The sequence below is a fragment of the Fulvivirga aurantia genome, assembly GCF_009711475.1.
Taxonomy (GTDB): domain Bacteria; phylum Bacteroidota; class Bacteroidia; order Cytophagales; family Cyclobacteriaceae; genus Fulvivirga; species Fulvivirga aurantia.
The window spans coordinates 1-25,158 of record NZ_SMMD01000942.1; the positions used below are offsets into that span (position 1 = coordinate 1).

A 25,158-nucleotide genomic window follows, 5' to 3' on the forward strand; every position below is an offset into this window, starting at 1 on the left:
CAAAAGGTAGGGTGACCAGCTACGGGGCTATTGCCAATTACCTTGGGGCAAAAGGAAGTTCTCGAATGGTCGGTTGGGCGATGAATGCGGCTCACGGTCTGGAAGATGTACCGGCACATCGCGTTGTCAATAGAAATGGTTTGCTTACCGGCAAACATCATTTTAACACCCCGGATGCAATGCAGCAATTATTGGAGGAGGAAGGAGTGAAGGTAGTGAATGATAAGGTGGTGGCGTTTGCCAGTATCTTTTGGAATCCTTCGGAAGAATTAAGTCTTTAATTAAGCTATTTTAAGACAATAGTCTCAAATCGGGACATAATTTATTTTTGGCATGCCTTTTAAACCCCAAAAAGGGGGTTTTACAATGTGTTATGCGTTTCTGGCATACGTGTTGCAAAAGATTAAGTCCAATACTTTTGGTTTAGGTTTGGAAATCACTTAGCTGCAGATTGTTTAGTTGGTTTTAAATTTTGCAGCATTTTTTTAAGGTCGCCCTGAGGAGGGCGGCCTTTGTTTTTGTAATAAAAGTAAACCTAGGAAGGTTATCGCTCCATTAACGATCAAAATTTCGAAACCAAACTTATAACCCCCCAGCCACGCTTCTGAGTTTATGTTTATAATGTATGACAGTACCGGTGACAATAAGCAGACAATCGGTACCCCACGATCACGCACTTGAAGGTTGGTAAACAGGCCAAAAGCATAAAGACCCAACAACGGGCCATAAGTATATCCCGCTGCTTTGAAAACCGAGCTAATCACGGCCTCATCATTGATGAGTTGAAATAGTAAAATAACACCGAATAACAGGATGGAAAAGCCCAGGTGAACCAACAGTCTGGTGTTGCGCTGCTGTACTTCAGTTTTAAGCGTATCATCTCTTTGGAAGTTTAGAAAATCCACGCAAAATGAGGTGGTAAGCGAAGTAAGTGCTGAGTCGGCACTAGAGTATGCTGCAGCTATAATTCCGAGTAAAAACATGACACCAGCCACTACCGGGAAGTGATTGAGTGCAAGCATGGGAAATAAATCATCTGTTTTTTCAGGTAGAGATATTCCATTTGAAGAGGCATAAATGTAGAGTAAGGCGCCCATTGAAAGGAATAGTAGATTTACAAAGACCAAAATGATCGAAAACCAAAACATGTTTTTCTGAGCTTCTCCCAGATTTTTACAGGTAAGGTTTTTTTGCATCATGTCCTGGTCGAGGCCTGTCATGACGATGGCGATAAAAGCCCCGGCAAAAAATTGTTTGAAAAAGTTGGAACCAGATTGCCAGTCCCAGAAGAATATTTTTGAGTAATCACTTCCTTCAACGGTTGATACTAATCCGCTCATGCTCAAGTTTAAATCCTGGCTGATCAGGTAGACAACCAGCACTACAGCCGTAAGCATAAATAAGGTTTGTAAAGTATCGGTCCATACAATGGTTTTTATGCCACCTCTAAATGTGTAGAGCCAGATAAGAGCAATAGTAACTAACACAGTGACCCAAAAAGGAACCTGCCAGGCATCAAAAATGGCAAGTTGGAGCACCCCTGCTACTAAAAATAGCCTGAAAGACGCTCCGATTGTGCGGCTAAGTAGAAAGTAAAAAGCGCCTGTTTTGTAAGAATATAAGCCAAATCGCTGCTCCAGGTAGCCATAAATAGATATCAGATTCATTCTATAGTATAGCGGCATAAGTATGGTGCCGATTACAAGATAGCCGAACAGGTAGCCCAGCACCATTTGCATGTAAGCAAACTGTGTGTCTGCCACCCAACCGGGTACAGAGATAAAGGTCACGCCTGAGAGGGAGGCGCCTATCATACCAAAGGCTACAAGGTACCAGGGAGATTGCCTGTTGGCAGTAAAAAATGTTTGAGAATCAGATTTTTTTGTGGTGAAAAATGAAATGAGAATTAGAACCAGAAAATAGACAGCTATAATCGAAATGACTAGTGTAGGACTCATATTTATAGTTTGGTGACCTCTAAAGTCGCATTTTTTTTTTACTTTTGGCAAACAAAACCATTATGTATTACTATGGATTTGGGATATAAAGAAGACGAATTAGTTGAAGTACTCGAAGATGTAACGGATGTTAAAGACCTCATGGTTTTTAATGACGATGTTAACACTTTTGATCATGTAATTAACACGCTGGTTAAGGTATGTAGACATACTGCCGAGCAGGCGGAGCAATGCGCAATGATTATTCATTACAAAGGAAAATGCTCTGTTAAAAAAGGTGTGTTAAAAGATCTAAGGCCAATGAAAGACGCTATTTGCGAGGCCGGTATCGATGCTAAGGTAGTCTAAGTAACAATCACACTTCATTCTCTCTTATTATAGCCTTACTCTAAGGGCTAAATGGATAATCCTCCCCTAAACATTTTACAAAATTTTAATTCAAGTGACGATAATATGCGTCTATGATAACTCAAACGTGAGTTAATGGTTATCTTTGAAAAGCATGGAATATCCTTCGAAACTTATAGAAAACGCAGTAAGTGAGATAGCCAAACTTCCGGGAATTGGGAAGAAAACGGCATTACGACTTGCGCTTAATTTGCTCAAAGAAGATAAGCAGTATACACAATCACTGACTTTGGCCTTAGATGACCTTCGCAATAAAATCCAATATTGTAAGGAATGTCAAAATATATCAGACACAGATGTTTGTAACATATGCGCTAGCCACAGAAGAGATAAATCTATTGTGTGTGTGGTAGAAGATACAAGAGATGTAATAGCCATAGAAAACACTTCGCAATATACAGGCCTATACCATGTTTTAGGAGGAGTGATCTCACCCATCGATGGTATTGGGCCGTCTGAGCTTACAGTAGAACTATTGATTGATAGAGTGAAGGCTGAGAATAGCGAGATAAAGGAAGTTATCTTTGCATTGAGCCCTACCATGGAAGGGGATACAACCGCCTTTTACCTTACCAAGAGGTTAAAAGAATACAACTTGAAAGTTACCACAATTGCCAGAGGCATACCGATTGGTGGTGAACTTGAGTATACTGATGAAATTACATTGGGTAGAAGCATACTGAGCAGAACCACCTACAGTCAGGAATAACAAGTATATATTTATTTTAAGATTAATTGTACTTATCTTGTTGCAAAGTTAGAAGCAATGAGAGATATAGGTGCAACTCATACTGCATCCAAAAACTTAACTTCGGCTAACAAGCTGATTTACAGATTTTGTGTTTGCCTGATTACATTTCTGGTGCAAAGCCCTTGTATCTGGTCACAAGTTGACCAAATAGATTCATTGAAAACGAAGAGGAGCCAGGCTGAATCTATTGAACAAGAGATTAATATTCTGGATCAGCTCATATCCAATTATTTTAATGTAAGTGTAGATTCTGCAGGGCAATATATCGGAGACTATTTTAAAAAAGCAAACAAGCTTAATAACCATAAGTATATTTACCAGGCTCACGCACATGCCAGTCGATATTATTGGATGAAATCGGAGTCTGATAGCGTTATTAAACACCTTGAAAACTCTCTTTTTTATGCAAAAGCATTAGAAAATTTAACACTGCAAGCTGATACGTATCGTAGAATGTCAATGTTTTATGATTATCAGGGTGATATGCAACAGTCTATTGCCTTTGCGGAAAAGGCAAGTGAAAAAGCGCTTTTGTCTAATGATTGGGATCTGATAAGTCGCACATTGCTAAGAGAAGGAAATTTAAACTATAGAAGTCGAAAATATCCTGAAGCAATCAAAGCTTATCATGCTGTGGATTCAATTATTACAAGTAATGATACGATCAACGACTTTCTGGGTTCTGCACTGCTCAATATAGGGCTTATATACACATATCTCGATAACCAAAAGGCCGAAGACTATCTGAAGAGAGCTTTAGCACTTTATAGTGAACTTAATTATCAGGAAGGCATTGCCAACACAAAAATTAATCTAGTTAGTTATTATGAAAGAAGAAGTATAGATATGGAAGTGCTTAAACTAGCTAAAGAAGCACAGGAATTTTATAGAAATTATGGAGATGTAGTTAAAGATGCTTTTGCTTCAGAAATTCTGGCTAATTGTTTCCTGGCACTAAATAATCTGGATAGTGCCAAACTGTATTATGAACATTCCTTATCAAAAGCAATTGACTCTAATCAGCCGGACAGAATAGCTAAGAGCTACGTGGGCATGGCCAAATATGCATTCAAATCCGGTCAGCATCAAATGGCAATTGATAATTACAAAAAGGCCATAGATCATTTTAGTGACATCATGGAAGCGTTTACGCTTCATGAAAAGGTAGATATTTATGAAGGTCTTTCTCAATCATATCTAGAAAAAGGCGATTATAAAAAGGCATATGCTCATATTATGGAGTTTGTGAAATGGCAAGATAGTTTGAGCGCCAGAGCAAATAATCGTTTGGTGAGTGAAATTGAAGCCAAATACCAAACGGAAAAGAAACAAAAGCAGATAGAGCTTCTTGCGGCTCAAAATGCCTTGGAAAAACAGCAAAGAGCAACTCAGTTCTATATTTTTATTGCGGCATTAGTTTTTATCATCATAGTCTTGGCAGTGGTTTACTCACTTTATAGAAATCGGCAAAAAGTAGCCAGAAAACTGAGTGAGTTAGACCAGACTAAATCGAAATTTTTTGCCAACATTTCCCATGAGTTTAGAACTCCTTTGACCTTGATTAAAGGACCTGTTCACGATCAGCTCAGTCAACCAGATCTCAATGAGTCGAGCCAAAGCAATCTGGAGATGATCGATAAAAATGCTGACCGACTCCTAAAGTTGGTAGATCAGCTACTTGACTTATCGAAGCTTGAGTCTGGCAATATGAAGCTCAATATAGAACAAGGTAGTTTGCTAGCCCTACTCCGTGGTTTGGTTTCTTCATTTAATTATACTTTCAATCAAAGGCAAATTAGTCTAAATGTAGAAATGCCAACAGCTGAAGACCAGAGTTTCTTTGACCAGGATATCATCGAAAAAATCGTTAATAACTTATTGTCAAATGCGCTGAAGTATACACCCAAAAACGGATATGTTGACTTTACAGTAAGCTTAGAGGCGGGCAAAGTTGATATCTCTGTTAGAAACAGTGGGCCAGGAATTAGGCCAGAACAACTCAATCAAATTTCAAAGAGATTCTATCAGGCCGATGCCAATAGCGAAGGTGTAGGTATTGGTTTGGCATTGATTAAGGAGCTGGTGCAATTGCATTGTGGGGTTTTATCTATTGACAGCGAAGAAGGGAAGTTTGCTACATTTAAGGTCAGTCTGCCAGTTGCACATGACAATTTTAGACCTGAAGATATAATACCGGAAGCACCCACTCAGTCTGTTGACGATACGAATCAATTGACAGGAGGTATGTTTTCTTCAAATGGTTTAGAGCTATTTAATAATGATCAAGAGTTACCCTTGATGCTGATTGTGGAGGATAATACAGATGTGCGTCAGTTAGTAAAGAATACATTTTCTTGTGAGTTTAAAATAATAGAAGCTGAGAATGGTAAAGAGGGTGTACAATCGGCATTGGAATTTATTCCAGACATCATTATCTCAGATATTATGATGCCTGTAAAAGATGGTGTCGAGCTATCTCAAACGCTGAAAGCTGACGAAAAAACATGTCATATACCTATCATATTGCTTACTGCCAAGGCCGGGGAAAGAAATGAAATCATCGGTCTGGAAACAGGTGCAGATGACTATATCGTAAAGCCTTTTAATAAGGATGTTTTACGAATAAGAGTTAAAAAACTCATTGAGCTCAGGGCTACTCTTAGAAAAAGATACAGTCAGGAAGTTATATTAAAACCAAAAGACATTGCCATAACCCCTACTGATGAGAAATTTTTGAAAAAAGTACAGGACATCCTGGACGAAAAATTAACCGAGCCGAATTTTACAACAGAGATCTTTAGTAAAGAAATAGGCATGAGTCGCATGCAGTTGCACCGAAAACTCAAGGCTATCGTTGGCTTAAGTGCCACAGAATTTATCCGATCGCAAAGGCTCAAGGCAGCCGCTCACTTACTGTCATCGACTGATACGCACATCGCTGAGGTAGGATATGCTGTGGGTTTTAATGACCCATCTTATTTTGCCAAATGTTTCAAAGAAGTATATGGCTGCTCCCCAACACAATTTAGCCTTCAAAACTAAAAACCCAACAATCTTTTTGTAGAAAACATCGGCCTAAAACTAAAATTAGGCACATGTTACATATGTGATACTGGTTGTTACATAATTTATATAGCCTATTATTTTTTCATAGTAATGTTGTTTTAAAACAATTAATATTATGAAAAAACCACACTCTAAATTTTCAATTAAACAAGCAGCACTCACGGTGTTGAGCTGGCCGCTGTTACTTATGTTACTGTTTATAGGTACTACTTCCTGTGACGTGGAAGAAATTCCTGAGGTAGATGACATACCGCCAACATTTACATTCAGCATTTCAGGTCCGGGAGGTGCATATTCCTTTAATCAAGATGATGATTTTGAGAATTTACAGCTAAACATATTAGCTGGTGCAACTTATCGATTTGCTTTCATCGGGAGTGATGAAGGTGGTGTAAGCATACATGAATTTAGCATAGCTCCTTATGACAATTTTAATTTAAGTGATTTGGTGCCATCTACAGCTAATGATGAAGTGATAGGTCTCAGCAGATCCATCCGACAATTGGGTGATCGATCTGACCCAAAAACTTCACTTACCCTAAGCGGCCAGATTGAAGTTTTGCCGCTAGGAAGCAACGAATCTTTGTCAACTGAAATTGGACTGTATGTCCGTGATTTTGGAGGTGCATCAAGAGACTACAACTCCACCAGTGCCAGACTCCAAATTTTATTGGTTAACGAAGGCAGTCCTCTGGGCTTAATAAACCTCCCATAACATTCGTCAGTTAGAACTGACTAAGCTAGCAAAACCCAGGATGTGAAAAGATCACTTGATAATTATACTGGCTCGATACATCATGTTCCTATGAGAAAGATTGCTTTAAACATAGAGTATCTCAAGGCAGGCCATTATGAGTTACAGATTATTCACAAGGGCAAGATCATAAAGACGATCTATTTCCAGAAATCTTAACATATACAGACATGCACAAATCACATAATATATATTCAATAATCTCTTTGATGATAGTCAGTCTATTGCTAATGATTGGTTGTGGCGATGATGGTGAACCGGGGCCGCAAGGCCCACAAGGAGAGCCCGGGATTCAAGGTGAAAAAGGAGAGCAGGGCGAAAAGGGTGAAGCAGGCTCAGTAGATATAATATATTCTGATTGGTTCCAAATAGATTGGAATTTAAGCGATGGCTCTGCTTATAAAGCACATAGTCTAGAAGTAAATGAGCTTACTCAAGATTTTATAGATCAGGGGGGAGTTCTTTTGATGTTTCTAAGAGATGGAGATTTCATTTATCCAATCCCATTCTCTGGTGGAAATGACTACCTATATTTTACAATCTCATTACCCAATGAGCTTTTGATTTATCTGGGAACAAACGATGGTGCAAGTGTTGAAAGCTTTCTAGAGAATGGAGAATATCGATATGTATTGATTCCAGGTGGTAACAATGTATCAGGGAGAACCAGTTCTCCTGACCTGACAAACTATTATGAAGTACTGGAGCATTATTCCATACCTGATTAGACATGGTCATGAAAGCAGGTATTTTCACAAGCCTCACATTTGCATTACTAAGTTTAGGCGGATTGCACGCTCAAGAAGCTATTGTAACTAGCGGGGGCAAATCGACAGGGAATGGAGGCTCATCTAGCCACAGCATAGGTCAGGTATTTTATACATCTCAGTATAGTACTGATGGTTCAGTAACCCAAGGCATACAACAGGTTTACGACATTACTGCCACGGTAGGCACTGAGCTACCTGTACCAAACTTTCATTTAACAGTCTACCCCAACCCTACGAGGCAAAAACTAATCTTAAACGCAGATGCTTTCCATAATGAAAAGTTGACTTTCCATTTGATCAGCCCAGAGGGGAAGCTGCTGGATAGTAGGAGCATAATAACAATGCAGACGGTCATGGATATGAAAGAGTTTCCGGCAGGCATGTATCATTTGCAGATCCAAAGTGAGGGTACATTAATCAAAAACTTTAGAATCATTAAGCATTAATACCCATGAAAAATCTATTCATATTAATAACGGCAATATTGTTTGTATCAAATATAAACGCTCAGTCTCCCGATAAAATGAGCTATCAAGCGGTGGTGAGAAATGTTGATAATACACCAGTTGCCAACCAAAGTGTAGGAGTTCAAATATCCATTTTGCAAGGAAGTGCTACAGGTGCAGCTGTCTTTGTGGAAAGGCACTCAATAATGACTAATGTTCATGGTTTGATGAGTTTGTCTATAGGTGAGGGGGCCGCTGTTTTGGGTGCATTTAGTAGTATCGACTGGACTGTAGGACCGTACTTTATTTTGACAGAAACAGACCCCTCAGGCAGAGAGAACTATACTATATCAGGTGCAAGTCAGCTATTAAGTGTGCCTTACGCTCTCCATGCAAAAACCGCAGAAAATTTTAGCAACGATCAGGTTGATGATGCAGACGCTGACCCGACTAATGAATTGCAAAATTTGTCCTTAACAGGAACCACGCTCAATATTTCTGACGGATCAGGTGTAGATCTTAATTCTATTATACCTCCAGGTGGTACAGACGATCAGACTGCCGCTGAAGTAAATTACAATAACTCTGCATCAGGGTTAACTGCCGGGAATGTACAAAATGCCATTGATGAACTGGCTGCTGGCAGCACGGTAAATACAGATAATCAGGAGCTAAGTTACAATAGCTCGACTCATGCATTAAGCATTGACCGTGGTAACTCTGTCGATTTAAGCGATTTGGCAACGGATGGTGATGACTGGGGTAGTCAGGTGGTAGCCCACGACAATAGCATAAAAGGAGAAGGAACTGCCGGCAACCCAATAGGGCTAGCACGGCAGGGGGCAACCAATGACCAGGTACTGAAATGGAATGGAAGCGCCTGGGTGCCGGGAGATGATGCCGTAGGCACTGGAGGCTCGTTGTGGACTGAAAGTGGTACTGACATTTATTTTAATACTGGTAATGTGGGTGTGGGGACTTTGGCTCCAGAAGTAAAGCTTCATGTCAATTCACCTGACCCTGAAGCATTAAGAATAGAATCTAGTCAAGGTGGAGTAACATCTGAATATCATACTTCTTCTGGAAGAGTGGGTTACGTTGGAAGTCTGTTTAATGGTAATATGGATTTTGGAACAGTGCCTGGTAACACAACAGGTAGAGTCTATTTTCGAACTCAAGGGTTGCGCAGACTTGCGATAAGCGCAGATGGTGATATCGGAATTGGTACTATAGCACCAGCTGCAAAATTAGATGTATTAGGGGGCCAATGGGATGTTACCAATACAGAAGGTGACTTCAGAATTGGTAATAGCAATTACAGATTAAAAATTGGAGTCGCTATTGGTGGGGGAGGAGCCGGGATTACTAGGATAAGAGCTGTAGGTGGTGCTAATCAGCTCAGGCTAGGAGCAGGCAATTCTGATGTGTTGACAGTTGACGAAGATCGTGTGCATATTAATGGAGAAGTTAATCGCCCTGCCACAGGTTCAGCAAACATGCTACCTATTGCATATGGCTATGTAACCGGATCCATAAATAAAGGAGCTTTTGAACCCCAGCCAATTGAGGTCAGTAGTGGGAGCGGTAATTTCCAGGTTTTCCCTTTTTATAATACGGCAGTCGGATATCGCAATATTTATGTTCTACAAGTAGATGGTGAATCATTTAGCAACAATAACTATGTGGCAATTGTAACGCCCACAGAGGGTGGTCATCCATTGTCTATATTGGTTACATCAAATAGTAGTAATCATTTGCAGATCTCTTTCACTTCTTTCGAAGACCCTACTTTGCCTTTTGGTGAGTTAGTCGAGTCGAAATTTTCATTCGTCATTTACAAGCCATAATACTCATAGTTAATAACAATCCAATTAATTACGACAGATATGAAAAATTTCACTCTACTACTATCGATCTCAATATGTCTGTTTTCTGCCTGCTCTGATGATGGCGAGGGTTTGATATTAAACCAAAATCCTGATGACTTTGGCCTTTTGACACCACAAGATAATTCTACGTCTGTCAGTATTACCCCAACTCTCGAGTGGGAAGCAGCAGCTGATTCGGATAATGATTCGGTAGCCTATTTCTTATATCTCGATAATCGAGAGGCAACTACATTGATTGCCGGTGATTTTTACCCAACTAGCCATACAGTAAATACCCCGCTGCAATATAATACCAACTATAAATGGAAAATAGTGGCAAAAGATGATCGGGGTGCTGTCTCAAGGTCTGCGATATTCTCCTTTACAACAGAAAACGACCCGCCAACAACTTTTGACGTAGTCTATCCTTTTGATAAAAGTGATGACGTTTATGTACAGACACCTCTGATATGGGAGTCGTCATCCAATGCAGATGATGATAAAATTTCTTACAACGTATATATTGGAATAGAAGAAGAACCAACGTTGTATGCCAGTGATCTGGATGAGTCAAGCCTAACATTTGATTTCGTTGAGTTTCCTGAGCCCATAACTTATGTTTATTATGAAGGCCTCCCTTTGTTGGAGTTTTCAACTACATATTATTGGAAAATTGAAGCAGTAGATGCTCAAGGTGATGTAGCTGAGAGCTCAGTCTCATCATTTACTACAGATATTAAACCAATATGGAATGACATCAATGCCAATGGATTTTTACAGATATCTAATCATAGCTCGGTGGTTTTCGATGATAAAATCTGGGTTATTGATGATCTGGTCGCTTACTCTGAAGACGGTGTAACATGGCAAGTAATTGACCCTGATCATGGTATTTCAAACTTGTTTGGGCACTCATCGGTAGTTTTTGATAACAAAATGTGGATAATTGGTAGTCTCGATAAAGGAATTTGGAGTTCAACGAACGGGCTTAATTGGACTGAAGTCAATAGCTCCCCTCCATTTTCCACCTACACAGAGCATACTAGCTTGGTATTTGATAATAAGATGTGGGTAATTGGAGGTTTTACTGCCGGTTCTGGTGGTTTTCATAATGAGGTTTGGTCGTCCGCAGATGGCATAAACTGGACGCAAGCCAAAACGGATGGAGTATTTCCTCCAAGATACGGACATTCATCAGTTGTGTTTGACGGTAAGATGTGGGTGATCGGAGGCTTTGGTCCTGAAGGCCTCTACTATAACGATGTATGGAATACTAGTGATGGAGTAAATTGGGAGCAGTCAACTGATGATGCATCATTTACACCACGATTTGGTCACGCCAGCGTGGTGTACGATAAGAAAATGTGGGTAATCGGTGGTGGTACCAACTACGCTGAGACATGGTTTTCTTCCGATGGTATAAGCTGGACTTTACTGGAAAATTCTATGAATACGCCTTTGCCTAATATTGGACATCATACTGCAGAGGTTTTCAGTGAGAGAATATTTCTATTAGGAGGCGCTGAAGCGTCAAAAGTCTTTGATAAGGTCTGGGTAAGTGATTTTTAACAATGCATATATACACTCATTTTTGATTAAATGATGAAAAATTCCTAAAATGATTGATCGGATGAGCTGATTTTTTAACTCTTCCTAATGGCTAGAGAATATAAATATCTATTTTTGGGCAGTTTTCAAAAAACCGTCTATTAATACATTATGGAGTTATCAAATAGAATCTCTAACCTGGCCGAATCTGCAACACTCGCGATGGCGGCTAAAGCACGTGAGTTTAAAAGCAGGGGCATCGATGTCATTAGCTTGAGTTTGGGCGAACCAGACTTTAAAACACCAAAGCACATTCAGGAAGGTGCCAAGAAGGCGATTGATGAAGGCAAGTATTTTGCATACCCTCCTGTGCCTGGTTATGCCGATCTGAGAGAGGCGATAGCTAAAAAACTCAATGATGAGAATGGTATCCCATATCAGGCAGAAAATATTGTAGTTTCTAATGGCGCCAAGCAATCTATCGCCAACGTGATGTTTGCCTTGCTAAACCCAGGTGACGAGGTGGTTGTATTCTCTCCTTTTTGGGTAAGCTACACTGCCATGATAGAATTGGCAGAAGGCGTACCTGTATTAGTGAAGGGCGGAATTGAAAACGACTTTAAAGCTACTGCTAATCAATTGAAGGAGGCTATTACTGATAAAACGAAAGCAGTAATCTACTCATCTCCTTGTAACCCAACAGGCTCGGTATTTACTAAAGAAGAGTTAAGTGCTATTGCTGATGTGGTAAAAGCACACTATGATATAATCGTAATAGCAGATGAAATATACGAGCACATCAATTATACAGGTGCTCACGCCAGTATGGCTGCTCTACCGGGTATGTTCGAAAGAACAGTAACGGTAAATGGATTTGCAAAAGGTTTTGCCATGACCGGGTGGAGAGTTGGTTATATTGGTGCACCTTCTTGGTTGGCCAAAGGTTGTACAAAAATGCAAGGTCAGGTTACTTCAGCTAACTGCTCTATAGCACAGCGCGCAGCCCTTACCGCAATTACAGAAGATCTTACTCCTACCAGAGAGATGTCGGAGGCCTACCTCAAGCGAAGAGACCTTGTTTATAATTTACTTAAAGAAATACCTGGTTTTAAAGTGAATATGCCAAAAGGCGCATTTTACTTCTTTCCGGATGTGAGTAGCTATTTCGGAAAATCTGCAGGTGAACAAAAAATTAAGGATGCCAGCGATCTTTGCTTGTACATATTAGAGAAGGCACATGTTTCTTTGGTTACAGGAGAAGCTTTTGGAGACCCTAATTGTGTGAGACTTTCATATGCAGCTTCTGAGGAGGATTTAAAAGAAGCGATTAAGAGAATAAAGAACGTGCTAGGCGAGCTCTCGTAATGACTTATACATCAATAGATCAAATATTCAACGATTTTAACAACCTTAAAGTACTCATCATAGGGGATGTGATGGTCGATGCTTACATCTGGGGTGCTATTGATAGAATTTCTCCTGAAGCACCTGTGCCGGTAGTGAGGGCCACTAAAAGAGATTATCGCCTTGGCGGTGCAGCCAATGTGGCATTGAATATTGATGCACTTGGCGCAAAGCCAATACTTTGTGCCATCATTGGTGAGGATGATACTGCAGATAAATTAAAAGGGCGATTAGTCGAGCGAGGCATGGCCACCGAAGGCTTAGTGAGTTCGGCTGGCAGACCTACTACCGTAAAAACAAGGATCATAAGTGGTCACCAACATGTGGTAAGGGTAGATGAGGAGGTTGATAAAGAAATTAGCGGTGCTGATGAAAAGCAACTGATGGCCAGGATTGATGAGCTACTACCAAAGGTAGATGTAGTCGTTTTTGAAGATTACGACAAAGGCGTAATCACAAAAAAAATAATCAAACATACTGTAGAGCTCGGGCAAAAGCATAATATACCTACGGTTGTAGATCCAAAGAAAAGACATTTTCTTTCATACAAAGGCGTAACCGTTTTTAAGCCTAACCTTAAAGAGCTAAAAGAGGGTCTGAAGCTTGATTTTGATAAGCAAGACCAACCTGCTATTGAAAAAGCTGTGGATACATTAATTGATAAAATAGAATGTGACGGGGCGTTAATTACCTTATCAGAAAGAGGTGTGTATGTTAAGTACAATGGTGAAGCCCATTTGATACCTGCCCATATGAGGGAGATTTCAGATGTATCTGGTGCTGGCGATACGGTAATCAGTTTGGTGGCTTTGGCAGTGGCACTAAAACTCAGTCCTTATATGGTGGCGGCACTTAGTAATCTTGGTGGCGGCCTGGTTTGCGAACATGTAGGTGTAGTGCCAATTGACAAAGAAGAATTAAAAAAAGAAGCCGAAAAGCAAAACTGGCTTTAATAATATTTATGCAAAAAAATATCCCCGGAGCACCTTGGCCTCGGGGATATTTCGTGTCTATAGTTGGCTTTAATAATTCTAAGTAAAGCCTTTTCATTCAAAATCTAAAGATGCCATCGATTGAGAGGCATCATAGCCGATAAACTGCTTTATGTATCGATTAGTATTTTTCGAACTGGTCGTCTAAAGCACCTAACTGCTCCAAATCTGCAATTATTTTCTTATCTAATGGCGTCTCTTTGATTACGTTATAATTGCTCCAAAATTCTTTATTGTAAGGCTCATCCTGGTACTGCAAGCCATAGCGTCTCATCTTTTGAGTACTACCGATGCGCTCATCTGAATTAGGGTATACCCTGTTGATCAAAAGCTCCTGGTGCAATTCTGTTTCAAACTGAAGAGAATCGGTTTTTTCATCATACCAGTTGATTTTAGACTCAAGGTTCATATAGTTGACAAACATCTTGCCCTGGTATTCTTTAAAATCTATAGTCTTCTTGTCATAGATATACTTGCTTACCTTATCACGCTTTTTCTTTATAATGGCATCGTCATAATACCGCTGGTACTCTAGCCTGATCACAGCGTAATTTCTCACGTCTATATACATTCTAAGAAAGAAGTTGGCCTGTCTTTGGTAGATCACAAATACCTTTCTTCCATTGAAATAGGAAGTTTTAGATCGCTTAAATGCACTATAAAAGGCTTCTTCTTCGGGGAATTGCCTGTATCTGAGATTGTTGTGAAGCAACAGGTCTTCCAATAAATTGTTCTGGTCAAAATATTTGGTGAAGCGGCTGTTATATCCCAGGCTTTTTCTCACTTCCATCAACTCAACCCGCTCTCTCAGTCTGGTTTTGTTTTTAGGAGCCTCGTAGCCTTTGTCATAGATTTTTACAGCAGCCTCAAGTAGAGAAAAGTAAGTACCGCCTATTTTTTTTAGGTCTCTGTAAAATCCATCAACCAAAAATGGACGCATGGGATAGTTCTCACTTATCCTGTTTAATGCTACCCGGGCAATGTCTTCACCACTCAGACTATCTTGTATTACTACCTCATCAAGCATCTGAACGGCCTTGTTGAGTTTAAAAACTACGGTATCTCGATTAAGTAGATTGCTTATTGGTGTTTGCAGGTTTTCATAACCAAGCATACTTATCACCAAAAGGTCGTCTTTGTAGCTGGGAGGTACATGAAAGTCGAACTCTCCCAATGAGTTAGAAACGGTACCAATAGACTTGCCTTTTACACCAATAGATGCAAAAACGAGTGGCGCATCATTTTCTTTGTCCAATACCTTACCTGAAATTGTAATGGTCTGAGCACTCAAAAAAAATGGCAACGTAACGAATATGGTTGCTATCAAAATGAAACGCATACACTGAAATTACGGTCCCTGTAGAAAAAATTTATTGTCAAAGATGTAAACGAAACCTGATTTTCCCAATAAATGTTCGTTAGATAATCTGTAAAATATTAACCGTGCAAGTTTTTTCGCTAAATTGCAGGTCTATTTTTACAAGGCTGTCTATAGTTGTTTTGTATTATTGTGTCATTCGGCAAAACAAAACTTATTGCTAAATTAGTATAAAAGGGCCTTGCGTATATTAGAAAACATACCTCGCGTTTGGAAAACGGCATATATGTTAATATGCCTGTGGTACGCGCTCAATTACACCATCAGTACTATTATTGAGTGGCAGGTCTTTAGACCTTACAGTACTTCCGTCTTATGGAATGGCTTCTACCTATTAGAAGCTGTGTGTATTTTTATTGCCCTTACTTTCTTTTACGCCAACTGGCTCTTTAGATATCAGGTAGTTGTGCAGGTGGTGGGTCACGTTTTGGGGCTCATATTTTATTTCCTATGCATGAGCTACCTCTCATACTATTTCAATGATTACCTCGATGGTCTGGTGTATTTCGATGATTGGAAAGATTATATGCTCGATCTCTTGAGTTGGGACGCCATGCGCTTTTATGACCAATACATTATTACAGTTGCTGTATATTATATAATTAGGTATTTTGAGAGTCTGCAACGCAAAGATCAGGAAAAGAGTGAGCTTGCTATAAAGAATAAAGAGATGCAATTGTCGTTGTTAAAGTCTCAGATCAATCCTCACTTTTTGTTTAATACACTAAACTCTATTAGTACGCTGATAGGTACAAGTAAAGAAAAGGCAAGAAGAGTAATTACACAGCTGTCAGATGTGTTTAGGTATGCCCTCGACTCGCATGGGGGGCAGCGTGTGAAACTTATTCATGAGCTTGATTTTATCGAAAACTATATTAGAATACAGCAGGTGCGCTTTGGAGATAGACTTAAATTCATTAAAAACATAGAGCCAACCTGCCTGAGCGTAGAGATACCGCCAATGGTATTACAACCTCTGGTAGAAAACTCAGTTAAATATGGTATAGCTCCCAAAGATGATGGGGGTACGATTGAGTTGATTGTGGAAAGAAAAGCAGAAGGTATATATTTTGAGATCACTGATGATGGCGTAGGCAAGAAGGCAGAGAAAATTTTAGATGGTAAATCATCAGGTATTGGTCTTAAAAACTCTGATAAAAGACTAACAAGCATTTATGGTAAAAGAGCCGGATTACAGGTGCACGCACGTGACGATGGTTATACAGTAAGCTTTATTTTACCTCTCAACAATTTGATAAGAGAAAGAGAGACTGAGCCACAAATGATTAAATAAATAAGAAAAGACAACAACAAACCAATGAAAATAGATTGTATAATAATTGATGACGAAAAATTAGCAAGGGATCTATTGCTCGAGTTCTTAGAACCATTTACAGAAATCGAAGTGGTAGCAGAGTGCGCTAAAGGTAAAGATGCCGTGGCTAAAATTGATGAGCTACAACCTAAGCTTATATTTTTGGATGTACAGATGCCCGGTATGGATGGGTTTGATGTACTGGAAGCAATTACGCACAAACCTTATGTGATTTTCACTACGGCATATGACCAATATGCTATCCAGGCATTTGATAAAAATGCGATTGACTACATACTCAAACCTCTTGATGAGGAGCGTTTTAAGCTGGCAATAAAGAGAGCAACATCCAGAATAAGAGCCGATAAGAGCAATGTTGAGGAGTTGATCATGAGTATGAAATCAACAGAAGATGACTCCAAATACAGCAGCCATCTTTTCGTACAGAAAAGTGAAAAGCTTTTTAACCTGGAGGTGAAAGATATAATGCATCTCGAGGCTTCTGGTGACTATACCGTACTTACCACGAAAGATGATCAGTACTTATCTTCATCAGGTATTGGTAAGCTGGAGGAAAAGCTCAACCCGGATCAGTTTATAAGAATACACCGGTCAACGATTATTAATCTCAACTACCTGAAAGAGATAGAAAAGCATTTCAATGGAGGCCTCATTGTAAAGATGCAGAATGCAAAAAGCTTCCCAGTGAGTAGAACTTACGCTAAAGAAATAAGGAAAAAGGTGGTTTAATCGACTACTATTTTACTTTTTATAGTAGCTATTTCTTCTTTGCTGCTTACCTCTGGAGATGTAATGTAGTTGATGATATAATTAATAATATCTTCTCCTAAGTCCATAGATTTTAAAGATTCAAGATTCTCGATAATCAACTGCTTATCGAGTTTCTTGTTTTTACTCATACCCAGATAAGCTGGAACGCTATTCTCTATATAGAATCTCAAAAACCTAATTTCTACATTGAGTTTATCTCTTAATACAGCTTCCTGAAGCAATTTTTGTGAGCTATTAAGGTAATTTACTTTAGTCACAGGGTTCCATGAGTGCTTGGCAATCAGTGCCTCGGCCACTGCTTCGTAAGCTTGCATAATAGGAGAGGTGTCTTGCAGACCTGTAATACGATTATAAAACTCAAAGCACTTATTCAGATTAAACTCTGAGTAAAACAAATCTTCCCTAATCAATTGGATTGGTGATTTATTCTGAGCACCAGCATCTATGGTGGTCATTACAATCAATGTCAATACAATTAAAATACCCTTCACCTTAATTCACAATTTAAGTAGCTCTACAAACGCAAAATTATGTCAAAAGTTGATGTGTAAGGCGGTAATTATTTGCTATTAAATCAAAAATCAGCTTCTGATAATACCGCTAATCCATTTAAAACCCTTTTTGCTATGTAGATTAATTTCTTAGATTTGCCAACCATCCAAAAAATGTAAATAAATACACTATGCAAGGTCTGAATGATTTCTTAGTTTTCATTGATAGTTTTATTGGTAGTGCAGATTGGTTTCCTTACGCTTTGTTAGGAACTGGTTTATTTTTCACCATTTATCTAGGTTTTCCTCAGATTCGATTCTTCAGACATGCAGTGCGTATCGTGATGGGTAAATTTGATAAGGAAGATTTACCAGGAGATACTTCTCACTTTCAGGCTTTGGCCACAGCATTATCTGGTACTGTAGGTACGGGTAACATTGCCGGTGTAGCCTTTGCCATTCACTTAGGTGGTCCTGCAGCGCTCTTTTGGATGTTAGTGACTGCAGTATTTGGTATGTGTACCAAATTTGTGGAGGTTTCACTATCACATAAATACAGAACAAAGCTTGCCGATGGTACCATGGCGGGTGGTCCAATGTACTACATGAAGAATGCGGAGTTTAAACTGGGAGGAAAGAAAGTAAGCCTAAAGTGGCTGGCAGCAATATTTGCTTTCGCTACGGTTTTATCATCTTTCGGAACGGGTAGCTTACCGCAAATCAACAGTATTTCAAGTACGCTTTTAGCAACATTTGGCTTCGATCAGGTGATCACAGGTGCAGTACTTGCTGTGTTACTTGCCTTAGTAATCATCGGTGGTATCAAGCGTATCGCAGCAGTTACTTCTAAACTCGTGCCTGGTATGGCTATCGTTTATTTTATAGGAGCATTTGCTGTAATCATATTTAATTACGAAAACATTATCCCTTCATTTGCCGCCATTTTCGGTGATATTTTCACTGGTTCATCTGCTGCTGGAGGTTTTATAGGAGCTAATTTGGCCTTTGCCTTTAATAGGGGTGTAAACAGAGGTTTATTCTCAAACGAAGCGGGTCAGGGTTCTGCACCAATTGCTCACGCTTCAGCTAAGGCAAACGAACCTCTCTCTGAGGGTATGGTGGCGATTTTGGAGCCGTTTATTGATACAATAGTTATTTGTACAGTTACAGGTCTTGTGTTGCTGTCTTCAGGTGTTTGGTCAGAAAAACATAATAACAAATTTGAATACACTGAGATCGAAATTCTCTCAAATCAATATTCTGAAAAGAATGAAGAGCATAAGGAGATCATTTACGAACACTTAAATGATATTAAAAAATTACCTCGATTCAACGGGGAATTGAGAGTGGAGAATGGAGCGATTCTTAATGATGATATCACGTTCATTCACGCCAGAAGTTTTGCTGATAATATCAAAGTATATGAGACTGAAGGTCTTTTAAATGAGAAACTATATTCTGGTACTGTTGAAGTTGCCAATGGTAATATCGTAAACACAACCGAGTATGAATTGTGGGGAGAATCGCTGGTACACAGTGCACCGCTTACAGCCATTGCGTTTAACAGAGGGTTCTTTGGAGAGTACGGGCAATATATAGTTTCCATTGGTCTTTTACTGTTTGCATTTAGTACAGCCATTTCATGGTCGTATTATGGCGACAGAGCGATGACTTATCTATTCGGGCCGAAATCAGTGATTTATTACAGAATAGTTTATGTGGTGGCCTTCTTCTTTGCTGCATTCCAGGACACAAGTATTATCTGGACGCTTTCGGCAATCACTATCGCGCTAATGACTATACCAAACTTAATCGGAATTCTTTGGTTGCGTAAAGACATGAAGCGCACAATCAGAGAGTATGGAGATTTCTTTGAAGAAAACTTCCCTGGAGTCGATCATCCGAAGTTTAAGTAAGAAAGAAATATTAATGAGAAAGCGTCTCGACTACCCGTTGAGACGCTTTTTTATTTACGATCAAATTTGACGCGAACCTTTACGATGTCTTCGACTTTGGCGCCATCCCTTTCAGCGGGATTCCAACCTGGGCCTTCCTTTATAAGTCTAAGAGCTTCATTATCATAAACCTCACCCATACTTTTAACTACCTCAAAATCGGCAAGGATGCCATTGGGTAAAACTTTCATTTTAATCACAACTCTACCTTTTTCAGATTCATCAGTAGTAGGGTATTTGATGTTTTGCTCTAAATAATCTTTATAGGCTGATTTACCGACAGAGGGTTGAGAAGGTGTAAAAGTACTTTCATAAGGTTCGTTTTCTACACCATAACCAGTTACCACTACTTCACTTAGTTGCTGTACATCAGCATTCAATTGCACATCTATGGAGTCTCTGCTTTTTACATCCACCTCCTTACTTTCCAGTCCGATGAAAGCAAAAACCAAACTTGGATCAGAATCTGTGTCGTCCAGTTTAAGTTGGTAGTTGCCTTCTATGTCAGTAACAGTGCCCATGTTAGTTCCTTTGATCACTACATTTACGCCAGGTAGCGGCTGATTGTCTTCAGCTGATGTAACCTTTCCAGAGACAGTATTATTGATCATTCTTTGCCGGACTGCATTGTCAAGAGCCCTTTTTTTAGCTACCGTCATCTTGCGGCTGACCTCTGCAGCTTCTTCTTTTTCCATTTTAGCTTCTGCACTAGGCGCAACACCCGACATGTCCAATGCTATTTCCGGCTCGGCTTGCACGGGTATTTGGCTTATAGGTGGAATGCTTTCGACTTCATCTGCTACCATGGCATCAGTTTCTGCCAAAGCTATTGATTCGGATTCTTCAATAAACTCTTCCACAATAGTCTCTTCCTCTGTTGCAGGGGGTATGCTAATCGCTTTGTCGTCTTTATTTATAGAAGCACCTTCATTAGATGCTATATCTTCCTCCTGCACTGACTCCTCATATGCTTCGCTTTGAGGCAGCGACTCTTTCATTTTAGGCTCATCTACTTTGGGCTCATTTTCAGTCTCTAATTGAGAAATTTCTTGTGGGGCATCTATAGGATCGATCCAGTCAATGACGAGCCAGGTGCTTATAGCCAAAATCAGCACTGAAGCTGCTAATTTGAGGAATAACGGGAGTTTATTGTTTTTGCTTTCTACCCTGGACGCAAGTCGGGCGTCTATTTTTTCAAGGTCATTACTTATATTGTTGGGGTCAATTTGTTCATACCCTTCCATAGCTTCAGCCTCAAAAGTATTGTCAAGCATAAGCTTTTCAACTTCATGCATTTCTGTATGAGAAAGCTCACCTTTAAGGTAGCGCTCGATAAGCTCTTGTGTTAAAATATGGTTTTTCTCTTTACTCACTTTCTCTTTCCATGCAGGTCTTTAAGTTTCTTTTGCCATTCTGAATATAGCTCTTTACTTTTTTTAAGTCATACTTTGTAATCTCTTCGACCTCCTTATAAGACTTTTTTTGAAGGTAAAACAATCTAATACAAGCTTTCTGTTCCTTTTGAAGCTCTTCAATGCATTGCTCAAGACGAGATATGTTTTCTTCATCAAAGCTTTCATCATTATGATGCATCAAAGCCATATTTTCCACACCAGTGGAGCCAATTTCTAAATGTTGCTGGTTTCTTTTGTGCTTTTGAGAGCGCAAATACATCAGACAATGATTTTTACTCAATACATAAAGCCAGCTTTTAAAGTTTTCAATCTGATGGGCTTTGACTTTTGGTATGAGCTGCTCAAATATTTGCATTACAGCGTCCTGACTTTCCTGAGGGTCTTTAAGATATTTTAGGCAGAGACCATAAACCAATGGCATGTATGGCTTGAAGAGATCGCCCAGAAGCTGTAGGTCGCCAGACTGCTTATAAGCGACTAGGAGCGCTTTCTCTTTTTCTATTTCTTCTTCGGGTCTGGCCATGCTTAATACCCTAAGCTAAAAATTTTTTCTAAAGTTTTATGGAAAATTAATGATGGGAGCATCATGATAATAAACTGTCACCAAAATTTAAAGAATATGAAAAAGCTAAGTTTATTAATCTTGCTCTCTGTTTTACTCACATCTATGGTGGGGCGAGACGTTCGAATTGTCAAAGGAACTGTGGTCTCTGCAGACGATGGCTCTGTTTTGCCGGGAGTAAATGTAATTGTAAAAGGAACCAACACAGGTACGGTAACTGACCTAAAAGGTCACTATCAAATAGAAGTAGCCGGTGCGGGAAGCACCTTGGTTTTCGCATTTATAGGGCTACAGACTCAAGAGATAAGAGTGGGTAATAAATCAGAAATAAATGTGAAGATGAAAGCGGATGTGCAACAACTGAGCGAAGTCGTTGTGACTGGAATGGCTGAGACCAAAATGGTAAAAAATAAGATGTATTCACCGGCAGCGGATATGGCTGTTAGCTATACAGTAGCTCCCGAGCATTATATTGAGCACAATACTGAGGAGTATGATGCCATTCAGGAAAATGAGTTCAGGCAGGCCCTTAAAAAGCCGTTGTCAACTTTTTCGATTGATGTTGACGCGGCCTCGTACAGCAACATTAGAAGATTTCTGAATAATGGTCAGCAACCACCTAAAGATGCTGTGAGAATTGAAGAGATGGTAAATTATTTTAACTATGATTATCCGCAGCCAGATGGTGACCATCCTTTTTCTATCAACACAGAAATCTCTAAAGCCCCCTGGAATACGGCACATAAACTCGTGCATATTGGCTTGCAAGGTGAGCGTATAGCCACTGATAATTTACCTCCATCAAATCTCGTTTTTCTTATTGATGTATCGGGTTCTATGGGAGCGCCTAACAAGTTGCCGTTGTTAAAATCTGCCTTTAAACTACTGGCACAAGAACTAAGGCCTCAGGACAATGTGGCCATAGTAGTTTATGCTGGTGCTGCAGGGCTTGTTTTGCCATCTACTTCTGGCAAGAACAAAGATAAGATCATAGGAGCTCTTGACAGGTTAAAAGCAGGAGGGTCTACTGCCGGTGGTGCAGGTATCAACCTCGCTTATGAAGTGGTGAAAGAAAATTTCTCAGAGGAGGGCAATAATAGGGTGATCATCGCTACAGATGGTGATTTTAATGTGGGTGAGTCAAGTAATGCATCTATGGAACGACTTATAGAAAAGAAGAGAGATGATGGTATTTTTCTTACGGTCCTTGGTTTTGGTATGGGCAACTACAAAGATTCTAAAATGGAAATACTGGCCAATAAAGGCAATGGAAACTACGCATACATTGATAATATCCTCGAAGCAAAAAAAGTGTTGGTAAACGAATTTGGAGGTACACTTTTTACAATAGCTAAGGATGTGAAAATTCAGGTAGAATTTAATCCTGCGAAGGTAAATGCATACAGACTTATCGGTTACGAAAACAGATTATTGAAAGACGAAGATTTTAATAATGATAAGAAAGATGCTGGTGAGCTTGGTTCCGGGCATACTGTAACCGCTTTGTATGAAATTATTCCGGCAGGTGTTGAAAGTAGTTTTGCGCCTATTGATGATTTGAAGTATCAAACCAATAAAATCTCTAATGAGGCTAAGAAATCTGAGGAATTGATGACTGTGAAACTTAGGTATAAAGAACCAAGAGGCGATAAAAGCAAGTTGATTGTAAATGCCTTAGTTGATGATGACATTGCCCTGGAGGAAACATCAGATAACTTCAGATGGTCAGCTGCTGTGGCTGGTTTTGGGATGCTGCTTAGAGATTCTGAATTTAAAAATGACCTCACCCATAATGATGTCCTGAGATTAGCACGATCTGCCAAAGGGACGGATGAAGAAGGTTATAGGATTGAGTTTATCAATCTCGTAAAAAGTTGTGAAATGATCGCTGGTAAGTAATTGAAAATAACAGAGCTCCAGGTAACTACTGGGGCTCTATTTTAATGCCTTAATAAGTAATAATTATAACTCCTACCTATTACTTTTGTCTCTTCACCATTGATCAACCAACTACTTATCTCTAAATGTTGAAGGTTTATTCGACTCTTTTTTCTTCAAAGATCATCAGGCTCTTAGTTTTATTCACTGGCCTGATTTTTATTTTTTCACTTTTCGATAGATATATCCAGCAAGATGAGCCCTGGTTTGGTGAGCAGGCATATTGGTTGGTAAAGGATGGCGTAGTGAAATTAAAAAGCATGCCGGGAGTTTTTGACTGGGACTCTCGTATGTTGATTTATCACAAGCTCTTTGTTTGGTCAGGAGCTGTGCTCATCGCTGCGTTTGGCTGGAACCTTTACATTTTTAAATGCTTTATTCTCATACTTTTTGTCATAGCCACATGGCTTATCTACAAACTGGCAGAGAAGCTTGCACCTCAGGAGAAAGGTATTAAGTGGCTAGCAGTTTTACTGATGCTTATTACACCCGAGCTGATTCATCGGGGGTTTATGTTCAGGCCGGAGATTATGGTGATGTTTTTCGGCTTTTGTTCTTATTGGTTTATTACCAAAAGTCGTGATGCTCGTTATATAATGGTAGTGCTGTCAGGCGTTTTTGCTGGTTTAGCCTTTCTCACGCACCTCAACGCCATGGTTTTTCCGATAGCCGGGTTTCTTTATTTCCTATATCTTAAGGAATGGAAAAACTGGTTGATTTATAGTATTGTCACATTTATAGTTTGTGCCATTTATGCGGTAAACCTATTAAACATCAATGCCATAGAAACTTTTGTTTATCAAATGCAAAATTGGCCCACCCATCAAGATGCATTTGGTGAGAAAGTAGAAGGAGGCATCTTTGGTATAATTATCAATAACCTATTGAGGCTATTAGGTGAGCACAAAAGATATTTTTGGGATCAGGACGTATGGGGTCTTAGCGCGTTGTTTTTAGTCACCTTTTTTGCCAGACTCAAATACCTACTTAAAGAATACAAAAGCCTCACAATCTACACGATCATCCTCATGCTGACTATTGGAGTCTTTACCAGTGGGCATAGTCCAAGGTATTTAGTTTATCTCATGCCTTTCATGGTCTTGACTAGTGCTATTGTAATGATGAGTTTAAAAAAGGATCAGGTAAAGGCAGCGAAGGTGCTAAGGCCGCTATTAATTTTAATTTTAATTGCCCAACTGGTTTTTATCAGTATGGCCTACATAAAAATTTTTAAGTCTAATCATGACCACAGCGAAAAGCACCAGTTGGTTTTAGAAGATATTGAAGCAGGAAGTAAGGTGCTGGGCCCCTGGGAGTTGATTTATAATGAAATCGACAATTATGAGC

Annotated in this window: 21 protein-coding genes; 16 read left to right on the plus strand and 5 right to left on the minus strand. The window is 39.5% G+C overall.

What is annotated here, in order from left to right; translation table 11 throughout:
* Positions 1-281 (plus strand): MGMT family protein (locus E1176_RS19110; protein WP_155212652.1); only part of this gene is annotated, 281 nt, incomplete at its 5' end.
* 204 nt (positions 282-485) lie between these two features.
* Here the strand turns inward: E1176_RS19110 and E1176_RS19115 are convergent.
* Entirely contained in the window at positions 486-1,958 is a 1,473-nt protein-coding gene (locus E1176_RS19115; protein WP_155212653.1) for a sodium:solute symporter, read from the minus strand.
* Positions 1,959-2,030: 72 nt separating this feature from the next.
* Here E1176_RS19115 and E1176_RS19120 point away from each other — a divergent pair, with 72 nt between their 5' ends.
* From E1176_RS19120 to E1176_RS19165, 10 genes are all read left to right on the plus strand, one after another.
* Positions 2,031-2,306 (plus strand): ATP-dependent Clp protease adaptor ClpS, encoded by a 276-nt coding sequence (locus E1176_RS19120; protein WP_155212654.1) that lies wholly within the window; start codon positions 2,031-2,033, stop codon positions 2,304-2,306.
* A gap of 154 nt (positions 2,307-2,460) precedes the next feature.
* Entirely contained in the window at positions 2,461-3,075 is a 615-nt protein-coding gene (gene recR / locus E1176_RS19125; protein ID WP_155212655.1) for a recombination mediator RecR, read from the plus strand.
* Positions 3,076-3,273: 198 nt separating this feature from the next.
* Positions 3,274-6,159 carry an ATP-binding protein gene (locus E1176_RS19130; protein WP_185152887.1) on the plus strand — a complete coding sequence of 962 codons (2,886 nt, stop codon included), beginning with the start codon at positions 3,274-3,276 and terminating at the stop codon, positions 6,157-6,159.
* A gap of 139 nt (positions 6,160-6,298) precedes the next feature.
* Positions 6,299-6,898 (plus strand): hypothetical protein, encoded by a 600-nt coding sequence (locus tag E1176_RS19135; RefSeq protein ID WP_155212657.1) that lies wholly within the window; start codon positions 6,299-6,301, stop codon positions 6,896-6,898.
* Positions 6,899-7,146: 248 nt separating this feature from the next.
* A complete protein-coding gene (locus E1176_RS19140; protein ID WP_155212658.1) occupies positions 7,147-7,665 on the plus strand; it encodes a collagen-like protein in 519 nt (172 codons plus the stop codon).
* 8 nt (positions 7,666-7,673) lie between these two features.
* Entirely contained in the window at positions 7,674-8,153 is a 480-nt protein-coding gene (locus tag E1176_RS19145) for a T9SS type A sorting domain-containing protein (protein WP_185152888.1), read from the plus strand.
* A gap of 5 nt (positions 8,154-8,158) precedes the next feature.
* Positions 8,159-10,000, plus strand: coding sequence for a hypothetical protein (locus E1176_RS19150; protein ID WP_155212660.1), 1,842 nt, complete (start codon positions 8,159-8,161; stop codon positions 9,998-10,000).
* A 39-nt stretch (positions 10,001-10,039) separates the two neighbouring features.
* Positions 10,040-11,590: a Kelch repeat-containing protein gene (locus E1176_RS19155; protein WP_155212661.1), complete on the plus strand. Its 1,551-nt coding sequence runs from the start codon at positions 10,040-10,042 to the stop codon at positions 11,588-11,590.
* 150 nt (positions 11,591-11,740) lie between these two features.
* Positions 11,741-12,934: a pyridoxal phosphate-dependent aminotransferase gene (locus tag E1176_RS19160; protein ID WP_155212662.1), complete on the plus strand. Its 1,194-nt coding sequence runs from the start codon at positions 11,741-11,743 to the stop codon at positions 12,932-12,934.
* Positions 12,934-13,926, plus strand: coding sequence for a bifunctional heptose 7-phosphate kinase/heptose 1-phosphate adenyltransferase (locus tag E1176_RS19165; RefSeq protein WP_155212663.1), 993 nt, complete (start codon positions 12,934-12,936; stop codon positions 13,924-13,926). Before E1176_RS19160 ends, E1176_RS19165 begins: the two co-directional genes overlap by 1 nt.
* 160 nt (positions 13,927-14,086) lie before the next feature.
* Here the strand turns inward: E1176_RS19165 and E1176_RS19170 are convergent, their stop codons facing one another.
* A complete protein-coding gene (locus tag E1176_RS19170; RefSeq protein WP_155212664.1) occupies positions 14,087-15,304 on the minus strand; it encodes a carboxypeptidase-like regulatory domain-containing protein in 1,218 nt (405 codons plus the stop codon).
* A gap of 265 nt (positions 15,305-15,569) precedes the next feature.
* Here E1176_RS19170 and E1176_RS19175 point away from each other — a divergent pair, with 265 nt between their 5' ends.
* Together E1176_RS19175 and E1176_RS19180 are read left to right on the plus strand one after the other, a co-directional pair.
* Positions 15,570-16,637 (plus strand): sensor histidine kinase, encoded by a 1,068-nt coding sequence (locus E1176_RS19175; RefSeq protein WP_155212665.1) that lies wholly within the window; start codon positions 15,570-15,572, stop codon positions 16,635-16,637.
* A 24-nt stretch (positions 16,638-16,661) separates the two neighbouring features.
* Complete coding sequence (locus tag E1176_RS19180; protein ID WP_155212666.1) at positions 16,662-17,408, plus strand: LytR/AlgR family response regulator transcription factor; 747 nt, start codon at positions 16,662-16,664, stop codon at positions 17,406-17,408.
* Here the strand turns inward: E1176_RS19180 and E1176_RS19185 are convergent.
* Entirely contained in the window at positions 17,405-17,941 is a 537-nt protein-coding gene (locus E1176_RS19185) for a hypothetical protein (RefSeq protein ID WP_155212667.1), read from the minus strand. The genes E1176_RS19180 and E1176_RS19185 overlap by 4 nt on opposite strands.
* A 191-nt stretch (positions 17,942-18,132) precedes the next feature.
* On the opposite strand from E1176_RS19185, the gene E1176_RS19190 reads away from it, so the two are divergent.
* Positions 18,133-19,857, plus strand: a complete 1,725-nt coding sequence (locus E1176_RS19190; protein ID WP_155212668.1) for an alanine/glycine:cation symporter family protein — start codon at positions 18,133-18,135, stop codon at positions 19,855-19,857.
* Positions 19,858-19,907: 50 nt separating this feature from the next.
* On the opposite strand, the gene E1176_RS21415 is transcribed toward E1176_RS19190, so the two are convergent.
* The gene (locus E1176_RS21415; protein ID WP_155212669.1) at positions 19,908-21,269 is read right to left on the minus strand and encodes a carboxypeptidase-like regulatory domain-containing protein; all 1,362 of its coding nucleotides are present in this window, start codon (positions 21,267-21,269) and stop codon (positions 19,908-19,910) included.
* Positions 21,262-21,834 (minus strand): RNA polymerase sigma factor, encoded by a 573-nt coding sequence (locus E1176_RS19200; protein ID WP_155212670.1) that lies wholly within the window; start codon positions 21,832-21,834, stop codon positions 21,262-21,264. The genes E1176_RS21415 and E1176_RS19200 overlap by 8 nt, the downstream gene beginning before the upstream one ends.
* Before the next feature lie 96 nt (positions 21,835-21,930).
* Here E1176_RS19200 and E1176_RS19205 point away from each other — a divergent pair, with 96 nt between their 5' ends.
* Both E1176_RS19205 and E1176_RS19210 read left to right on the plus strand, forming a co-directional pair.
* Positions 21,931-23,772, plus strand: a complete 1,842-nt coding sequence (locus tag E1176_RS19205; RefSeq protein ID WP_155212671.1) for a vWA domain-containing protein — start codon at positions 21,931-21,933, stop codon at positions 23,770-23,772.
* A gap of 125 nt (positions 23,773-23,897) precedes the next feature.
* Positions 23,898-25,158: ArnT family glycosyltransferase (locus E1176_RS19210; protein ID WP_155212672.1), on the plus strand; the 1,261-nt coding region annotated here is incomplete at its 3' end.